The organism is Vibrio sp. 10N.261.45.E2 (genome assembly GCF_002875705.1).
Taxonomy (GTDB): Bacteria; Pseudomonadota; Gammaproteobacteria; order Enterobacterales; family Vibrionaceae; genus Vibrio.
Window position 1 is genome coordinate 40,222 of record NZ_MCZZ01000095.1, and the last position, 16,072, is coordinate 56,293.

A 16,072-nucleotide genomic window follows, 5' to 3' on the forward strand; every position below is an offset into this window, starting at 1 on the left:
GTCGCATATTCGCTTAATCAGAGTGAACACTCACGCTAAGGTCGAATGTTTTTGAAGCTGACCCTTTGCGTTTCATCGTCTTGATTCTCTAACTTAACCACATCCCCTTGATAGTAGTAAGGCTCCATCGGCATTTGGCTGTTGGTTGGCCTTGCGTAATGTAAGATCGCGGGTTGGTCTTCAATTTGCTGAGCATATAAATAACCAATCAACGCATGTTCAAATTGGTGATAGCCGTTGCCCCATTGGAACGCTTTGGTACTTTTAGGATCAAGCCCAACGCCACCATACTTGTGATCAACCCATACATCATGAAAGGTGGGTAGGGTGTATTGCAGTACGTCTTTCATTGAACCATCGACAAGCGAAACCGTCATTGCTGCTTGATCAAGCTCAGCCCACTCCCATGATGAAGCCCACTGGCTGTGAGGCCTGCTTTGCCAGCCCGTAATCTCTTGTCCTTTCCACGCTTGTTGAAGTTCTTCGCCAAAGTATTGAGATACGCTCACGAACTCTTTTTGATATTGAGCTTGGGCTAAGGTGTGCTTCATCCCATTCATACCGAACTCTTTCCATTCGGAGTTATCCAATGCTTGGCCTGTAAGGTAAGTCATCCAATAGGCTTTGATGGTGTGTCCAAAATCGTTGTGATTGGCGTTTGGCATCATGGCAGCTTTGCTGTGAATCGCACCGTAGAAGCGTTGTTCATCTTCAGAGTGGTAGTGCTCGACCATGGTTTGTGTCAGCCAATTCAGGTCATCAAGCCACTTTGTCTTGGTGGGCTCTTTTAGCAGAGGTGCAACTAACAGCATGTAACCATTAATCTGATCAAGTTGCGCGACCAGTTCACGTTGTGTGGCTTTGCCATCTTCACCGTCAGCAAGTACCCAAGCAAGGCCATTCCCATCTTTAAGTCGATACTTTTCAAAGATAAACGCTTGTTGGGCAATGAGCGCTTCCTCTACCTGTTTGTCTTGGGTGAGATAGTAGTACATCGCTAATCCAACTAATGCATACGCTTGATCTTGAGCCGTTCGCTGTTGCCACTCCAATCCTGCTTTTCCATCTTTGGTGAAGCTGATGAAGCCGCCATTTTGCTGATCTTCTAAGTGTTCAATGAGGAAGTAAGCCCCTTGCTTAGCGAGCGCTAATGCCTGCTTATCGCCAGTCAGGTGGTAGAGCACGCCATAGGCATAGGTTTGACGCGATTTCATGCGCGTAAACTCTTTGCCAAAGTGTGGTGTGATCCAGCCTCTGTCTAATTCAGGACAAACGTTAGATACATCGAGGAGTGTTCCATCATCACAACGGAAAGTGGGGAAGTTGCCTATCGGTTCTCCCTGAGCACTCGGCATTAGCCAATAAGGTGCCAGCCCTTCAGAGGCATGATTGATCCAGTCTTCGCCTGTGGGAAGGGTGACATTGGCAGATATAGCGAAACTGGTCACGCTGAGTAATGCGATGGTTGCTCGTAACATGATGTTTATCTTAATGATTTGAGTTTCGTTGAATATAAACAATCACATCTGCACATTGTGAATCAGCGATCACAATCGACCAAATTATTTGTGGTGTAGATGTAGGATTATCTGGGTCTTACTCATTTAATATTGCAAATAAACAATAAATTATCGTTTATCGATAAATTATTGTTGATCATCGTTTATTTTGATCTTAATATTCTTCCATCAACTCAACAGGAATATAAGTATGTCTAAGATTCAAAAACAAAGTCGCCGTGTGCGAATGCTACTGCAGTCCTTGCTTGCACTCACTCCGATCATGGTGTGTTACTTCTGGCTAACTGTTCAAACACCCTATGACTTTCTTAGTGAGATGGGCATTATTCAGTTTTCTATCGAGATGGACTACTTCACAACCTCTCCACTCACTACGACAACAAGAATCATCGCAATGTTCACCAGTTTGGCGATGTCGAGCATTCTTATGTATGCATTAACGGTTCTGATACGCCTATTCCGTAACTATGAGCGAGGTGAAATCTTCTCTTTAGAAAACGCAATGTCCTATCAGAAACTCGGATATAGCTTGTTTTATTGGGTATTAGGTTCAGTTATCTATGGTTCATTGATGTCAGTGATTCTGTCGTTCAATAATCCACCAGGTGACCGTATCTTTGAGATTAGTTTTGTTGGTATGGACTTTTTAACACTGATATTGGGTATAATTATTTTGATCATCTCATGGGTGATGAAAGAAGGTTATATTCTGGCTGACGAACACAGCCAAACGATTTAAAGGACTTGTCATGACTATCCGCATTAATTTAGACATTATGATGGCCAAACGGAAAATGCGATTAAAGACATTGGCAAAAGAAGTTGGGATAACAGAAGCCAACTTATCGGTACTAAAGAATGGCAAAGCCAAAGCGGTAAGGCTATCGACACTCGACAAGTTGTGTGAAGTATTAGATTGTCAACCTGGTGACATATTGGAATTTGAAGCGAATGTTCACCAAGATAGCGTTACTACCGAGTAGCGAGTCAGCAAATCGTATTTACTAGTTACAACAATGAGTCTCGAAGTTGTTCGAGACTCATTCACTCCACACTAAACAGGCTCTCCCGCCTCGTCTTCTTCAACGATATCTTTTTCTAAGCTTGCCTCTGCTAGCCATTTTTGTATTGATGGGCTGTTCAGCACACGTTGTTGATACTGCTGGGATTTTTCCGAAAGCTTGATGCCATAGGTTTCGACTCGCAGGGCTACTGGTGCAAACATGGCATCAGCAATCGACCATCCACCAAACAACCAACCTTCTGGGTATTGTTCCATCTGCGTCGACCATATCGCATCAATACGTTCGATGTCTTTCAGCGCGCCTTCACTCAGCGTAAGCTTTCTTTTAGCTCGGCAATTCATTGGCATTTCATTCCTGACAGCAAAGAATCCTGAGTGCATCTCTGCGGAAATAGCTCTTGCACGAGCACGCTCTTTGGTGGATTTTGGCCATGCTGCGCCGTTCAAGTGGGCGTCGTTAACGTATTCGAGAATCGCCAATGAATCCCACACCGCAATGTCTCCATCTACTAAGGTCGGAACCTTGGCCGTTGGCGTCACTTTCGCCAGAGTGTCGTAAAAACCTGAGGTGAAGAGCTTAAGTTTGATGATGTCTGCATTCAGGTTGTAGTTGTCGAATATTAGCCATGCGCGCAATGACCAAGTAGAGTAGTTCTGGTTTCCAATATAAAGCTGCATAGGTGCTTCCTTGCGTTTGGTGAGTATGCATTTGAGCTTAGGGGATTGTATTGCGGCGCACTAACGGATAATTTTGATGCAATACATTAATAAAAACGATGGGTGGTGTTTTCAATATGGATATTGATGCGTTGCGAGGCTTTCTCGCGTTTGTGGAGACCAGCAGTTTTACACGTGCTGCAAAGCAGATTAGTCGCACCCAATCGGCCTTTAGTGCTCAGATGCGTAAGTTAGAGGAAGAACTTAACGTCACCCTGTTTCAAAAAGAGGGACGCAATCTAGTTTTGACTGAGGCGGGCTTGGCATTGCGTTCTCATGCGGAGCAGCTCGTCGCACTCCACAATACGGCATTGAAACAAGTAAAACGTTATGAAGACAAACAACCTCTGCGACTCGGCTGCCCTGAAGACTATAACGACAGCATATTGCCGAAAGTGATTAAGCTGTTGCAGAACGCTGAACCTACCTGTTCCATTCAAGTGTTTAGCTTACCGAGCATTACGCTTAGAGAGTGGCTTGATGATGGTAGGCTCGATGCTGCGATTGTGACTCGCGCTCCCGATAGTGAAGAAGGATACTGGCTAACCAGTGATGTGGGCGTTTGGATAAGCAGTCCTGATTTTGTGTTTGATGATTCTAAACCTGTCCCGCTTGCTCTGTTTCAGACTGATTGTAAATACCACGCTGCGGCGGTAAATGGTTTAACTAAGCAGGGGATACCCTATCAATTACTAGCCTGTAGTAACACGGCTTCAGCTCAGCGCGCTATCGTCAAAGCAGGGCTGGCGATTGGAGCTATGGGTAAGCTTAGCGTCACTCCGGAGCTGAAAATCCTTGATGACATGCCACCATTGCCTTCGGTTGATATTGTACTCATCTTAGCGAGCAAGCATCATCCTGTATTGGATAAAGAGGTGCTCAATCAGCTGATTGAGTTGGATTCCAATTAGACTTGTTGCTCGGTGAGAGGCATTGATACTGAGAGTGCTCAAGAAATAGAAAGGCCGAGAACATTGCGTTTCTCGGCCTTGTTTTTATGGAAGAGAGAGAATTAAGAGAGCTTAAATTTACTCAACTCTCCGTGTAGATCTCCGGCTTTTATTGTCAGGTCATTACTGATTTCTACCGAGGATGTCATGGTGTCCATCACTTCCACGGCGGTGTCGTTAATGATGACCACGTTGCGGTTAATCTCTTCAGATACTGAACTTTGCTCTTCAGCTGCGGAAGCGATTTGATTGTTCATGTCGTTGATGACTTCAATGGCTTGGTTAATCTCAGACAGCGCTAAATGGGCGGCTTGAGTTTCGCCTTTGGTATCGTTCGCTTGCTGTTGGCTTTGCTCCATTAATACCACGATTGACTGGGTCTCTTGCTCTAGGCGTGCCAACATTGAGCGGATTTCTTCGGTCGAACCTTGAGTACGGTTTGCTAGGTTACGTACTTCATCGGCTACCACGGCAAAGCCTCGTCCCGCTTCACCCGCGCGGGCAGCTTCAATGGCAGCATTCAGTGCAAGCAAGTTAGTTTGTTCTGCAATGCCACCAATTTCGCTCAAAATGCCTTGAATAGCAGTGCTCGAATCGACCAAGTTTTGCGTTTGTTGCTGCGCATTATTCACTTGAACCGCTAAGCTATCAACCGCGCTGGCAGCATTGTCCATGCGTGTCATGCCGTTAAGGCTATTGCTTTGTACTTGGCTCGCTGCGGCAGCGGCTTGCACGGCTGAGTTCGCCACTTCTTGCGCAGTCGCACTCATCTCATTGATTGCAGTGGCCAGTGAGTTAACTTCGTTTACTTGAGCGTTCAACTGGTCACGTGATACTTCTGCACGCGCTTGACCTTCAGTCGCGTTTTTATCAACTTGGTCTGCTGTCGCCATTACAGTAAGTAGCATCTCTTGTATACGAGATAGGAAGGTATTAAACCAGTGAGCCAGTTGCGCGGTCTCATCTTTTCCTTTTACTTCTATACGATAGGTTAAATCGCCTTCGCCTTGTGCGGCATCTTTGAAGCGTTCGACTAAGTTATTGAGAACTTTGCCCAGAGAGTTGGCGATCAATGCCATAGATATGATGCCTAGAAGAACGGCGACGATCCCTGCCCACACACCTTTCTCAAGCGCTTTCGAATTCTGTTCATCACTCCACTGGGTGTATTCGTCGACACTTTTTGCAAGGTGACTACTGGGAACCGACACCATGACTACCCATGGTGCGTCGCTGGTCTCGATAGCAGTAATGGCGTACTCATCACCACCAAATGTAACCAACCCAGCCCCAGACTGTTTAGCAATAGACTGAACTCGCGACCATTCTTTTTCTAGCTCTGGCGAGACTTTCTTACCGACCGTGTTTCCAGCGCTGCTGTTGGCTAGGGTAATACCTTTCCATGACGTGATGAGGATTTTACCTTGCCCATCGAACAAGTGGCGAGCAAGCCCTTCACTCTGGCTTTGCAGTTCATGAAGTGACAGATCGAAACCAATTGAGCCGATGATCTTACCGTTCTGTTTGATCGGTTGGCTGATGGTGGTAATGAGTTCTTGCTTACCACGAACCGGATAGAAGTATGGTTCCATTACGAACGTTTTGCCTGTTTGGTAAGGCATTAAGTGCCAGTCGTCTTTGCGCTCGCCATTGCTGTTTAGTTCAGTGTTGCTGAAGCTCTCCATTGCGACCGCATCAAAGCTGTTTTGGTCATTGGGAGAGAAGAAAGGGGCAAGATAGCCCTGACTGTTAAAGCCTAATTCGCTGTCCAAGCTGATCTCGCCATTGAGATCGGTTTGTTGTGGCCAAGTCTTGTTTTCCCACACCATGTAGCCAGCAAAGACGGCTTTGTTTTGTGCTTCTAAAGCGGCAGTAAACTGTTTAACGATAAGGCCTGCGCTAGCGTTCGTTTCTGAACTCAACTCAATGATTGAACGTGCTTGTTTTAAGTTGGCTAATACCGGATTAAGTTGGTTGGAAATGTTCAACCCTTGCTGAAGTGCCGTGTTTTGTAAATCGGTTGTCGTAGCGTCGATTAACTGTAGTTTTACTTTCTCTGTGACTTGTTTATTCACATCAGTAAAAGCGCTAGTGGTCATGCCCATTGCGATCAACAGGGTGAAAGCCATCGCTCCGCCTGCACTTACCGCAATTCGCGTTCGTATACTGTTAAACATATGATCTCTCTAGCTAAATAGTGGTAGTTTTGCAGAGATTTTAAACAAGATAAGTGAACGGAAAATGCAAAAAAATGAACACAAAAAGAATAGGGAGATCAAAAATATAAACAAGATTGCATAGTGCGAAGTTTTGGCTTTGGTCGCAACGTTTAGAGGAAGATGAAAATCATCATTTAGCAATCGCTAACTTTCTGTATTTATTAGTTTTAATGATACTTAGGGCAGTTTGATGTTTTCCTAAGGTTGCGATTTTGCCTCTCTAGTTTGTGACCACGACTCTATTACTCATTATATGACGACGATCACAATTAAATTTATTTAACCCAATGAATTACCACTCTTTTTATAAGTAATTTAAAGAGGGAACGCGTTGTATTAGCTAACCCGTGTTGTTTTGCTTTGTTTCTTCGGTGGCCTAACGTGACGTGACAAAATACGATTTCGTTCTCGTTTCACTTCCGTCAGCTTTCTCCATGACCATAAACGCACTCGTGCTTCTTTAGCGCTAGCTTCGAGATCAACGACTGGATTAAGGTAAGGGGAATCTGGTTCAAGCTCGTGCATCATTACTTCCATAGGGGTCATCTTCCAAGGCTCAAACAGAAGTGGAGTGGGTATACCTGAGAGCTCTGGAACCCATTTACGGATGAAGTCCCCATCAGAATCGTGTTCTTGGGCTTGCTTTGTTGGGTTGTAAATTCGGATGGTGTTGATGCCCGTTCCCCCGGCTTGCATTTGAAACTGTGGGTAATGAATTCCGGGTTCAAAATCGAGAAACAGCTGCGCTAAATGAGTGACACCATCACGCCAGTCCATGTTCATATGGTGAGTGAGAAAGCTCACCAGCATTGAGCGCATACGGAAATTAATATAACCCGTATGATGCAGGCAGCGCATACAGGCATCGACCAATGGCACGCCCGTTAGTCCCATCTTCCATGCCTCTAAACCGGCTGGTTCTTTTACCGTTTCATTATGTAATAGTGCTTCGTAGGCGTGATTGATGCAGCGAAATTCCATCTCGCATTCCGATTCAAACTTCTGCATGAAATGACAGTGCCAATGAAGCCTTGAAGAGAGCGCGATCAAGCTGCGACGAAAGCCAGAAACTTGCCAGTGTCCCAATAGATGTTGATAAACTTCGCGCAGGGATATATTGCCCCAAGCCAAATATGGGGATAGACGTGAACAGGCATATCGTGAAGCTTCTGGGCTTGAGATGCTGCGATAGTAATCGCGACCACGGCGCTCAAAAAAGTCATGTAATGTTGCCCATGCCAGTGCGCTTCCACCCGTTTGTATGCCGTTGACTTTGGTCAACCATGCTTCTGGAGGTTCCATCGCTAACTTAAGCTCTTCAGCATCAAGGGTATGCAGTGATTCTGTAGTTAACTGACTTTCTTCTATGGGATCACGCATCACACTGTTCCAGTGCTTGTCCCAACCGATTCGGTCTTTCGACCCTCTCACGACAGCGCCTTGTGCGAACTCTTGCCATGGGATGTTGTGCTCTTTGAGCCAAGCCGTGAGTTGTATGTCACGCTCAAAAGTGCAATTTAATCCTATCTCTTGATGAGAGAAGACGTTTTTGATGTGGTAACGCGTTTGGATCGCTTCGAAGCAGTCGATCGCATTGCCATGAAGTATTGAAACCTCATGTCCATGCTCTTTCAGCGACTGATTCATGCATTGTAGTGACTGCCAAACAAACCGCCAATGTCGCTCAGAATAGTGGGCATTGTTTAGCAGCATAGGTTCGAAAATGTAGATCAACATCGTGGGGTGTTGATCTGATAAAGCGTGTTGTAAGGGTGCGTGGTCGGTGAGTCTTAAATCGCGCTTTAGCCACACTACGTTGATTGTTTGCATCTGAGCCCTCTTTCGTTTTGAAGCATTACGAATCAGAGGGCTAAATGTCTCACTGGAAGTGAATTTTATTTATTAATGACGAAAGGGCTAGCTATGAGCGTTCTAGTTTTGTGAAAAGAAGATTTCTGGCTTGTGGTTCGGGCCCGAATTACCTTCTAGCTGAGTAAGCTCTAATCCTTGTTTCCCTATTAAAGAACCGACCAATTGGCAGTTAAACGGGTAACTGTCGGGGCTGTTTATGTACTCTTCAACATCAATCCATTTAGCTTCTGCAATTTCATCCGTGTCTTGAATCGAAATCTCTTGGGATTGAGCAATAAGGTGACAAACAAAATAGAGATTAGATTTGCCGAATTGATATGGGTGCCTCGTCGCCATGCCAACCACAGACACGAATGTTGCCTCTATGCCTGTCTCTTCCAGAGTTTCTCGAACCACCGACTCTTCAATGCCTTCACCCAACTCAATATGGCCGCCAGGTAATTTGTAGCCTGTCATGCCATGCTCTTTGATCATCAGCACTTGATTGTGTTCGTTGGTGATCAACGCGCCAGCACCTAAGGTGTGGGTAGGGATGAAAGGTACAAACTCGACAATTTCGGATTTATGGATCAGCGTAATTTCGTCTTCCAAACAGTTGTGAAACATAAAGCCAAGCTCGGTCGCTACTGGAATGAGGTGCGAGAGTGAAATAGGTAAGCTAATCCAAATAATACCTTTGTTGTTTTGCTTTGAAAATTCGGTGATTTCACTAAGTTCGGCATGAAATACGTCAGCGTCTTGAGGTGCTGTCGCTGGGTCGATGATGATGCCGTTAAATTTGTCGAGCGTAAATTCCACGGGTGATCCTTTATTGTTTTTGATTTATTGGGAGTCGAGCATGGGTTGAGCCTATCGTATCTCAATAGCTTATAACACCTACACGGAGCGCGACATTTAGATTGTTTGTATCACCTTGGAGAGGAATATCGTGAGTGAACGTAGAGTGGGTAGAGAGAGTTTGAAGCAGGAGGCTAAAAACAAAAACTGCGCTTGGAGGCCAAAGCGCAGTTTTAAAATTAGGTTTATTGCAGTTCGATCTTAGCGAATATAGTTCGCATCGATGCTCACGTACCAGTGCTGTAGTTTGCCGTCGGCTTTTTTGATCCACAAATCGTTGGTGTAGCTCTCAATTTTTCCGTTAACCGTTAAGTTGAATGTGTTCTCGTCGAATTCGCCAAGCTTCACAAACTGGTCCGTGGTAATCAGAAACGGGTCCATGTCATCTACCCCAACCACATCTGAAATTACATAGTAGTGGTAGGTCAGCGGCTTGCTCGCATCGTTCGGGTTGCTGCGGTAAGCCACAAGCTTGAATGGTTCCGTTAATGGAGCATCGAGCGTTTGCTTGTCCATGGTCGCTGGAATCGGGATAAACAGCCAAGCGGTAAATAGACCACTCAATAAAACCATCAGGAAGAAAAGAGTCTTAATTGCTTTCATAGCAACCTTCAAAATAGGTGATGTTGAAGGTGCTATGGTAACAGGTTTGATTTGCTGATTGTAAGAGTATGAATATCACCTGTCTGTTAGGAAGTTTGAATGAATTGACACATTGTTCATAACCCTTGGTTTACATTGATCTGTGCGAGTAATGAACAGGCACAAAAAAGCCCACACCTCACGCTTTTGCAAGGTGCGGGCTAAATAGGTGTGACTACTTGTTTAGGTAAGCTGCATGGAACTCAATGTGCTCATCAATAAAGCTAGAGATGAAGTAGTAGCTGTGGTCGTAACCAGGCTGCATACGTAGCTCTAAATCGGCATTATTTACTTTAGCGGCTTCAACTAACTGTTCAGGTTTCAGTTGTTCAATTAGGAAGTTGTCCGCTTCGCCTTGGTCAACCAACATTGGCAGCTTAGTGCCTTTGGTTTTTAGAAGCTCAGAGGCATCGTACTGTTTCCACTCTTCAATATCTAAGCCTAGATATTGGTTGAATGCTTTCTGTCCCCAAGGGCATTGCATTGGGTTTGTTATCGGGCTGAATGCAGATATAGAGCGGTAATTGTCTTCGTTCTTGATGCCAATCGTTAGTGCACCATGTCCGCCCATGCTGTGACCAGAAATCGATTTTACTGATGTCACAGGGAAGAACGATTCAATCAGCGCTGGGAGCTCTGTTACTACATAATCGTACATGTGGTAATGGCTGTCCCATGGTGCTTGAGTTGCATTTACATAGAAGCCTGCACCTTGGCCTAAATCGTAGCTTTCGTTGTCGGCAACGCCTTCGCCTCGTGGGCTGGTATCAGGTGCAACAATAGCGATGCCTTGTTCAGCAGCGGCTTTGAATGTGCCGGCTTTTTGCATGAAGTTTTCATCGGTACAGGTTAAGCCTGATAACCAATACAAAACAGGAACTGGGTTTTCTTTGCTTGCGTTAGGTGGCAAGAAAATCGCAAAACGCATGTTGCAGTCAAGCGTTGCAGAAAAGTGGGTGTATTGTTTGTGCCAACCACCAGCAACCTTTGCTTGGCTAATGTTTTCGATTGTCATCTATTGTGCTCCGTTAGGTTGATGGTTTGGGAATAAATTTGTCGATATCACTTAAAGTTTCACCACCCACCGGGCTGGAGGTGGTGAAGACAGTTTCGCTCTGATATTTAAGTCAGAACTGTGGTCTCGACACCTAGGCATCGAGACCAACGGGGATTATCTATCCATGTGTAAAACAGTGCGGATAGATTCACCTTTGTGCATTAGGTCGAATGCGTCGTTTACTTCATCAAGGCTCATTGTGTGAGTGATGAACTCTTGAAGACCGAACTCACCAGCCATGTAACGGTTTACGATTTCTGGAAGCTCAGAGCGGCCTTTAACACCACCGAAAGCAGAACCACGCCATACACGACCTGTTACTAGTTGGAACGGACGAGTCGAGATCTCTTGACCCGCACCAGCAACACCGATGATTACCGATTCGCCCCAACCTTTGTGACAACATTCAAGTGCTTGACGCATCACGTTTACGTTACCAATACACTCGAACGAGTATTCAACACCGCCGTCTGTCATATCAACGATAACGTCTTGAATTGGTTTGTCGAATTTCATAGGGTTGATGCAGTCAGTCGCACCAAGCTGTTTTGCTAGCTCGAATTTACTCTCGTTGATATCAACACCGATGATGCGGTTAGCACCAGCCATGCGAGCACCAATGATTGCAGATAGACCGATACCGCCTAGGCCGAATACAGCAACGTTGTCGCCTTTTTCAACTTTAGCTGTGTTCAGTACCGCGCCCATACCTGTAGTTACACCACAACCTAGAAGACAAACTTCTTCAAGAGGCGCTTCTTTGCTTACTTTCGCTAGTGAGATTTCTGGAAGTACTGTGTACTCAGAGAAAGTAGAGCAACCCATGTAGTGGAAGATTGTCTCACCATTGATAGAGAAGCGGCTTGTACCGTCTGGCATTAGGCCTTTACCTTGTGTTTCACGAACCGCTTGGCACAGGTTAGTTTTACCAGACTTACAGAACTTACATTCGCCACATTCTGCGGTGTAAAGAGGGATAACGTGGTCGCCAACTTCAACGCTTGTTACGCCTTCACCAATCATTTCAACGATACCGCCACCTTCGTGACCCAGAATAGAAGGGAAGATGCCTTCTGGATCGTCACCTGAAAGAGTGAATGCGTCAGTGTGACAAACACCAGTAGCTACGATACGAACAAGAACTTCACCTGCTTTTGGTAGTTCAACGTCAACCGTTTCACGTTTTAGAGGCTCGCCCGCTTTCCAAGCAACCATTGCTTTGGATTGAATATGAGTTTGACCAGGTTTGATTTCGATAGTCATTGGATGCTTCCTTTATATGTCAGTACAGCGGATAACTTTGCAATTAAGTTAACTCGTTAAGCGTAGTCGAGCTTAATTGTTTCCGCTCTCTCGTTTTGTTGAAGCTAGTATAGGTGTGAGGACTACTTTTGATAATCCCCTTAAATAGAAAATGATTATTACGTATTTGTAATAATTAGATATTTAAGTTCTTCGTGTTAACCTACAATCGCACTTAAGGATTTTTAAGGTACGTCATAATAATTGCTTACTGAAAATCGCATGAATTGGAAATAAAACTACAATATTCTGAGCGCCGTATTTAATGTTGTGGACTCAAAAATGCTTTTGTCTCTCCCACCTCCAGTGATGTTATCACTCGCTATTGTGCTTGAAGTTGTCGCGACTTCTTTACTGCCTAAAACACAGCAGTTTACTTCTCTACCCGCGACTGTCGCAGTGTTGATAGGCTACGGTTGTGCGTTCTACTTGTTGTCTCTAACAGTGCAAACCATGTCTTTGGGCGTGGCGTACGCGATTTGGTGTGGGGCAGGAATCGTGTTGGTTGCTGCGTTGTCTTGGCTGGTCTACGGCCAGAAACTCGATATTTTTGCGATCATCGGCATCGCTTTGATTTTGGCGGGCGTTGTGATTATTAACTTGTTTTCAACGTCGGTTCGTCATTGAGTTTTACTTTCCATTTTTCCACTTTCTATAGAGAGTTGCGCCAACTCTGCTTTCAATTCCGAAAAACAAAACTGAATAGTACACTTGAACTTGTGCTAATTGCTCATAAGACTATGAATATATGAAACTAATTCTAATAAATGCATTTTGTGCATGTATTTAATGAAAACACGTCACTTTACTCATAGATTGGTCGGTCTAGTATAGCCATCAGAAACCAATGATTATTTGTAATCATCGATACTGTCTATTTATCAATAAATTAGGAGGTCTTTATGACTATTCCGACAACCGATATGATGGAAGCTTGGGCTGGATTTCAAGCTGGCGAATGGCAAACATCCGTAAATGCACGTGATTTTATTCAACGAAACTACACCCCTTATGAAGGCGATGAGTCTTTTCTCGCAGACGTGTCGGAGTCGACGACGCAGCTATGGGAATCTGTGCTAGAGGGTATCAAAGAAGAAAGCCGTACTCATGCCCCTGTCGATTTTGATACTGATATCGTTTCTACGATCACTTCACACGATGCCGGTTACATTGCTAAAGACCTCGAAAAAATTGTTGGTCTACAAACCGACAAACCACTAAAACGCGGCATCATTGCCAACGGTGGTATTCGCATGGTGAAAACATCGTGCGAAGTGTACGGTCGTGAGCTTGAACCACAAATCGAAAAGATCTTCACTGAGTACCGTAAAACGCATAACCAAGTAGCGTTTGATCTTTATACTGATGAAATTAAAGCATGTCGCCGCTCAGGTATTATTACTGGTCTGCCAGATGCTTATGGCCGTGGACGTATCATTGGCGACTACCGTCGTCTTGCTTTGTACGGTATCGACTTCCTGAAATCAGATAAAAATGAGCAGTTCAAATCGACTCAAAAGATGCTTGAAACGGGTGGCGACTTAGATAAGACACTGCGTTTACGAGAAGAGCTTTCTGACCAAATTCATGCCCTTGATGAAATGCGTGAAATGGGGTTGAAGTACGGTATTGATATGTCTTCTCCTGCGCGTACTGCACAAGAAGCGATTCAATTTACCTATTTTGGTTACTTAGCTGCGGTTAAGTCACAAAACGGTGCTGCGATGTCGTTAGGTCGTACATCAACATTCTTGGATGTTTACATTGAACGTGACCTTAAGCTTGGTCTGATTGATGAAAAACAAGCGCAAGAGTTGATTGACCACTTCATCATGAAGCTTCGTATGGTTCGCTTCCTGCGCACTCCAGAATACGATTCATTGTTCTCTGGTGACCCTATTTGGGCAACAGAAGCAATGGCGGGTATGGGTGTTGATGGTCGTACTCTCGTTAGCAAAACGACTTTCCGTTACTTGCACACATTGCACACAATGGGCCCTGCGCCAGAGCCGAACATGACAGTTCTATGGTCTGAGCAATTGCCTCAAGCGTTTAAACAATACGCGGCTAAAGTGTCTATCGAAACCTCATCACTTCAGTATGAGAACGATGATTTGATGCGTGCGGATTTTGATAACGATGATTACGCGATTGCATGTTGCGTGAGCCCGCAGGTAGTTGGTCAACATATGCAGTTCTTTGGTGCTCGTGCAAACCTTGCTAAGGCGCTGCTTTACACCATTAACGGTGGTGTTGATGAAAAATCTAACATGCAGGTTGCTCCTCAAGTTGCTCGTATCGACGATGAGGTTCTTGATTTTGAGAGCTTAATGCCTCGTTTTGATGAAATGATGGACTGGCTTGCAACACAATATGTCACTGCACTGAACGTGATTCATTACTCTCATGACCGTTACAGCTATGAAGCGTCGTTAATGGCATTAATGGATCGCGATGTTCATCGTACAATGGCTTGTGGTATCGCAGGACTATCGGTTGTTGCTGATTCACTAGCGGCTATCAAATACGCGAAGGTAACCCCGGTGCGTAACGAAAATGGCATCGCTGTAGACTTTGAGATTGAAGGCGAATATCCAAAATTCGGTAACAACGATTCACGTGTTGATGATATTGCTTGTGACTTGGTTGAACGTTTTATGAAGAAAATTCAGAAAATGAATACCTACCGTGAGGCAGTGCCAACTCAGTCTATTCTTACTATTACTTCTAACGTTGTATACGGTAAGAAAACAGGTAATACACCCGATGGTCGTCGTGCTGGCATGCCATTTGGCCCGGGTGCAAACCCAATGCATGGTCGTGATGAGAAAGGTGCGGTGGCTTCACTTTCTTCAGTTGCAAAACTGCCGTTTGAGTACGCTAAAGATGGTATTTCTTACACCTTCTCAATCGTACCAAACGCATTAGGTAAAGATGACCTAAGCCAAAAAGTGAACCTAGCAGCACTTATGGACGGTTACTTCCACCATGAGGAGAGTGCAGGATCGATTCGTGTTGAGGGTGGGCAACATCTTAACGTTAACGTGCTTAACCGTGACATGCTGTTGGATGCCGTTGAACATCCAGAAAAATATCCGCAACTGACTATCCGAGTTTCGGGTTACGCTGTACGATTCAACTCACTAACACGTGAGCAGCAACAAGATGTAATTAGCCGTACGTTTACTGCTAAGATCTAACCGTAAACTTCAAGTTATACGGTTCTAAAAAAGCGCGAGAATGACAAACGTCTCTCGCGCTTTTTTGTGCGTTGAAGATGGAAAGCAAAGTTCAAAACTTTTCGATGCTCTTTATCGTAGTTTGTCTTTTGCTGTAGTTTGTCTTTTGCTCTAACTCGCTAATTAGATGGTACGCCCCACACCTACGCTAAAATTAGCAATGTCGATGAACATATAGAGCTTCGTGATCAACTAGACTACTACAACCAACTAAATGAAAAGATTGCTGTTCAAGACCAAAAACTAGTCGAACTCAATAAAGAAAACGAGCTATATACTTTGCTTCAAACGATACCAGGCATAGGGCCTATGACAGCTTCGTGTTGCTTGTCTTCTGTCGGAGACCCAAAAGACTTTGCTAATGGGCGAAACTTTGCAGCATGGATAGGGTTAGTGCCGTTTCAATATACAACGGGAGGAAAACCTCGATTGTTGGGTATATCGAAGCGCGGAAACAAAGAGCTAAGAGAATTATTTGTTCATGCAGCTAGAGCAGTAATGTGGAGGGATGCATCTGCAGAGCGCTACTTTGGTTCGTGGCTCATTGATTTGAAGTGCCGCAAACCATTCAATGTCGCTGTTGTAGCACTAGCTAATAAATTAGCTCGTATTGCATGGTCAGTGATGAACTCTCACAAAGCATTCGAAGTAAAAGCATAACCAAGATTTGCATATGATAAATCAAGATGACAA

General features: G+C 44.6%; 13 protein-coding genes and 1 pseudogene. 6 read left to right on the plus strand and 8 right to left on the minus strand.

Annotation, left to right across the window (positions count from 1 at the left end):
* Positions 1–35: 35 nt before the first annotated feature.
* Positions 36–1,478, minus strand: a complete 1,443-nt coding sequence (locus tag BCT34_RS05760) for an N-acylglucosamine 2-epimerase (protein ID WP_076651017.1) — start codon at positions 1,476–1,478, stop codon at positions 36–38.
* 232 nt (positions 1,479–1,710) lie between these two features.
* On the opposite strand from BCT34_RS05760, the gene BCT34_RS05765 reads away from it, so the two are divergent.
* Positions 1,711–2,259, plus strand: coding sequence for a DUF2975 domain-containing protein (locus tag BCT34_RS05765; RefSeq protein ID WP_076651016.1), 549 nt, complete (start codon positions 1,711–1,713; stop codon positions 2,257–2,259).
* Positions 2,260–2,269: 10 nt separating this feature from the next.
* Positions 2,270–2,503 (plus strand): helix-turn-helix transcriptional regulator, encoded by a 234-nt coding sequence (locus tag BCT34_RS05770; RefSeq protein ID WP_076651015.1) that lies wholly within the window; start codon positions 2,270–2,272, stop codon positions 2,501–2,503.
* Between the two features lie 71 nt (positions 2,504–2,574).
* On the opposite strand, the gene BCT34_RS05775 is transcribed toward BCT34_RS05770, so the two are convergent.
* Complete coding sequence (locus BCT34_RS05775) at positions 2,575–3,222, minus strand: glutathione S-transferase family protein (RefSeq protein WP_076651014.1); 648 nt, start codon at positions 3,220–3,222, stop codon at positions 2,575–2,577.
* 98 nt (positions 3,223–3,320) lie between these two features.
* Here BCT34_RS05775 and BCT34_RS05780 point away from each other — a divergent pair, with 98 nt between their 5' ends.
* On the plus strand, positions 3,321–4,172 hold the full coding sequence (locus BCT34_RS05780) for a LysR family transcriptional regulator (RefSeq protein WP_076651013.1): 852 nt from the start codon (positions 3,321–3,323) through the stop codon (positions 4,170–4,172).
* 101 nt (positions 4,173–4,273) lie between these two features.
* Here the strand turns inward: BCT34_RS05780 and BCT34_RS05785 are convergent, their stop codons facing one another.
* The 6 genes from BCT34_RS05785 to BCT34_RS05810 form a co-directional block, all read right to left on the minus strand.
* A complete protein-coding gene (locus BCT34_RS05785) occupies positions 4,274–6,388 on the minus strand; it encodes a methyl-accepting chemotaxis protein (protein WP_076651012.1) in 2,115 nt (704 codons plus the stop codon).
* Positions 6,389–6,766: 378 nt separating this feature from the next.
* Positions 6,767–8,260 carry a deoxyribodipyrimidine photo-lyase gene (locus BCT34_RS05790; protein ID WP_076651011.1) on the minus strand — a complete coding sequence of 498 codons (1,494 nt, stop codon included), beginning with the start codon at positions 8,258–8,260 and terminating at the stop codon, positions 6,767–6,769.
* Between the two features lie 102 nt (positions 8,261–8,362).
* Positions 8,363–9,100 carry an NUDIX domain-containing protein gene (locus BCT34_RS05795; RefSeq protein ID WP_076651010.1) on the minus strand — a complete coding sequence of 246 codons (738 nt, stop codon included), beginning with the start codon at positions 9,098–9,100 and terminating at the stop codon, positions 8,363–8,365.
* 240 nt (positions 9,101–9,340) lie between these two features.
* Positions 9,341–9,742: a hypothetical protein gene (locus BCT34_RS05800; protein WP_076651009.1), complete on the minus strand. Its 402-nt coding sequence runs from the start codon at positions 9,740–9,742 to the stop codon at positions 9,341–9,343.
* A gap of 214 nt (positions 9,743–9,956) precedes the next feature.
* Positions 9,957–10,796 (minus strand): S-formylglutathione hydrolase, encoded by an 840-nt coding sequence (gene fghA / locus BCT34_RS05805; protein WP_076651008.1) that lies wholly within the window; start codon positions 10,794–10,796, stop codon positions 9,957–9,959.
* Positions 10,797–10,952: 156 nt separating this feature from the next.
* Positions 10,953–12,101: an S-(hydroxymethyl)glutathione dehydrogenase/class III alcohol dehydrogenase gene (locus BCT34_RS05810; RefSeq protein WP_076651007.1), complete on the minus strand. Its 1,149-nt coding sequence runs from the start codon at positions 12,099–12,101 to the stop codon at positions 10,953–10,955.
* Positions 12,102–12,422: 321 nt separating this feature from the next.
* Between BCT34_RS05810 and BCT34_RS05815 the strand changes: the two genes are divergently transcribed.
* From BCT34_RS05815 to BCT34_RS05825, 3 genes and pseudogenes are all read left to right on the plus strand, one after another.
* On the plus strand, positions 12,423–12,767 hold the full coding sequence (locus BCT34_RS05815) for an SMR family transporter (protein ID WP_076651006.1): 345 nt from the start codon (positions 12,423–12,425) through the stop codon (positions 12,765–12,767).
* A gap of 275 nt (positions 12,768–13,042) precedes the next feature.
* Positions 13,043–15,340, plus strand: coding sequence for a formate C-acetyltransferase (gene pflB / locus BCT34_RS05820; protein ID WP_076651005.1), 2,298 nt, complete (start codon positions 13,043–13,045; stop codon positions 15,338–15,340).
* A 216-nt stretch (positions 15,341–15,556) separates the two neighbouring features.
* Positions 15,557–16,039, plus strand: a pseudogene (locus tag BCT34_RS05825) (IS110 family transposase); the annotation flags it as partial.
* Positions 16,040–16,072: the final 33 nt, after the last annotated feature.

Excerpts from the sequence above, each read along its gene's own strand:
- BCT34_RS05790 (WP_076651011.1), bottom strand. The coding sequence starts at position 8,260 with ATGCAAACAATCAACGTAGTGTGGCTAAAGCGCGATTTAAGACTCACC.
- BCT34_RS05800 (WP_076651009.1), bottom strand. The coding sequence starts at position 9,742 with ATGAAAGCAATTAAGACTCTTTTCTTCCTGATGGTTTTATTGAGTGGT.
- BCT34_RS05770 (WP_076651015.1), top strand. The coding sequence starts at position 2,270 with ATGACTATCCGCATTAATTTAGACATTATGATGGCCAAACGGAAAATG.
- BCT34_RS05775 (WP_076651014.1), bottom strand. The coding sequence starts at position 3,222 with ATGCAGCTTTATATTGGAAACCAGAACTACTCTACTTGGTCATTGCGC.
- pflB (WP_076651005.1), top strand. The coding sequence starts at position 13,043 with ATGACTATTCCGACAACCGATATGATGGAAGCTTGGGCTGGATTTCAA.
- fghA (WP_076651008.1), bottom strand. The coding sequence starts at position 10,796 with ATGACAATCGAAAACATTAGCCAAGCAAAGGTTGCTGGTGGTTGGCAC.
- BCT34_RS05785 (WP_076651012.1), bottom strand. The coding sequence starts at position 6,388 with ATGTTTAACAGTATACGAACGCGAATTGCGGTAAGTGCAGGCGGAGCG.
- BCT34_RS05780 (WP_076651013.1), top strand. The coding sequence starts at position 3,321 with ATGGGTGGTGTTTTCAATATGGATATTGATGCGTTGCGAGGCTTTCTC.
- BCT34_RS05765 (WP_076651016.1), top strand. The coding sequence starts at position 1,711 with ATGTCTAAGATTCAAAAACAAAGTCGCCGTGTGCGAATGCTACTGCAG.
- BCT34_RS05810 (WP_076651007.1), bottom strand. The coding sequence starts at position 12,101 with ATGACTATCGAAATCAAACCTGGTCAAACTCATATTCAATCCAAAGCA.
- BCT34_RS05760 (WP_076651017.1), bottom strand. The coding sequence starts at position 1,478 with ATGTTACGAGCAACCATCGCATTACTCAGCGTGACCAGTTTCGCTATA.
- BCT34_RS05815 (WP_076651006.1), top strand. The coding sequence starts at position 12,423 with ATGCTTTTGTCTCTCCCACCTCCAGTGATGTTATCACTCGCTATTGTG.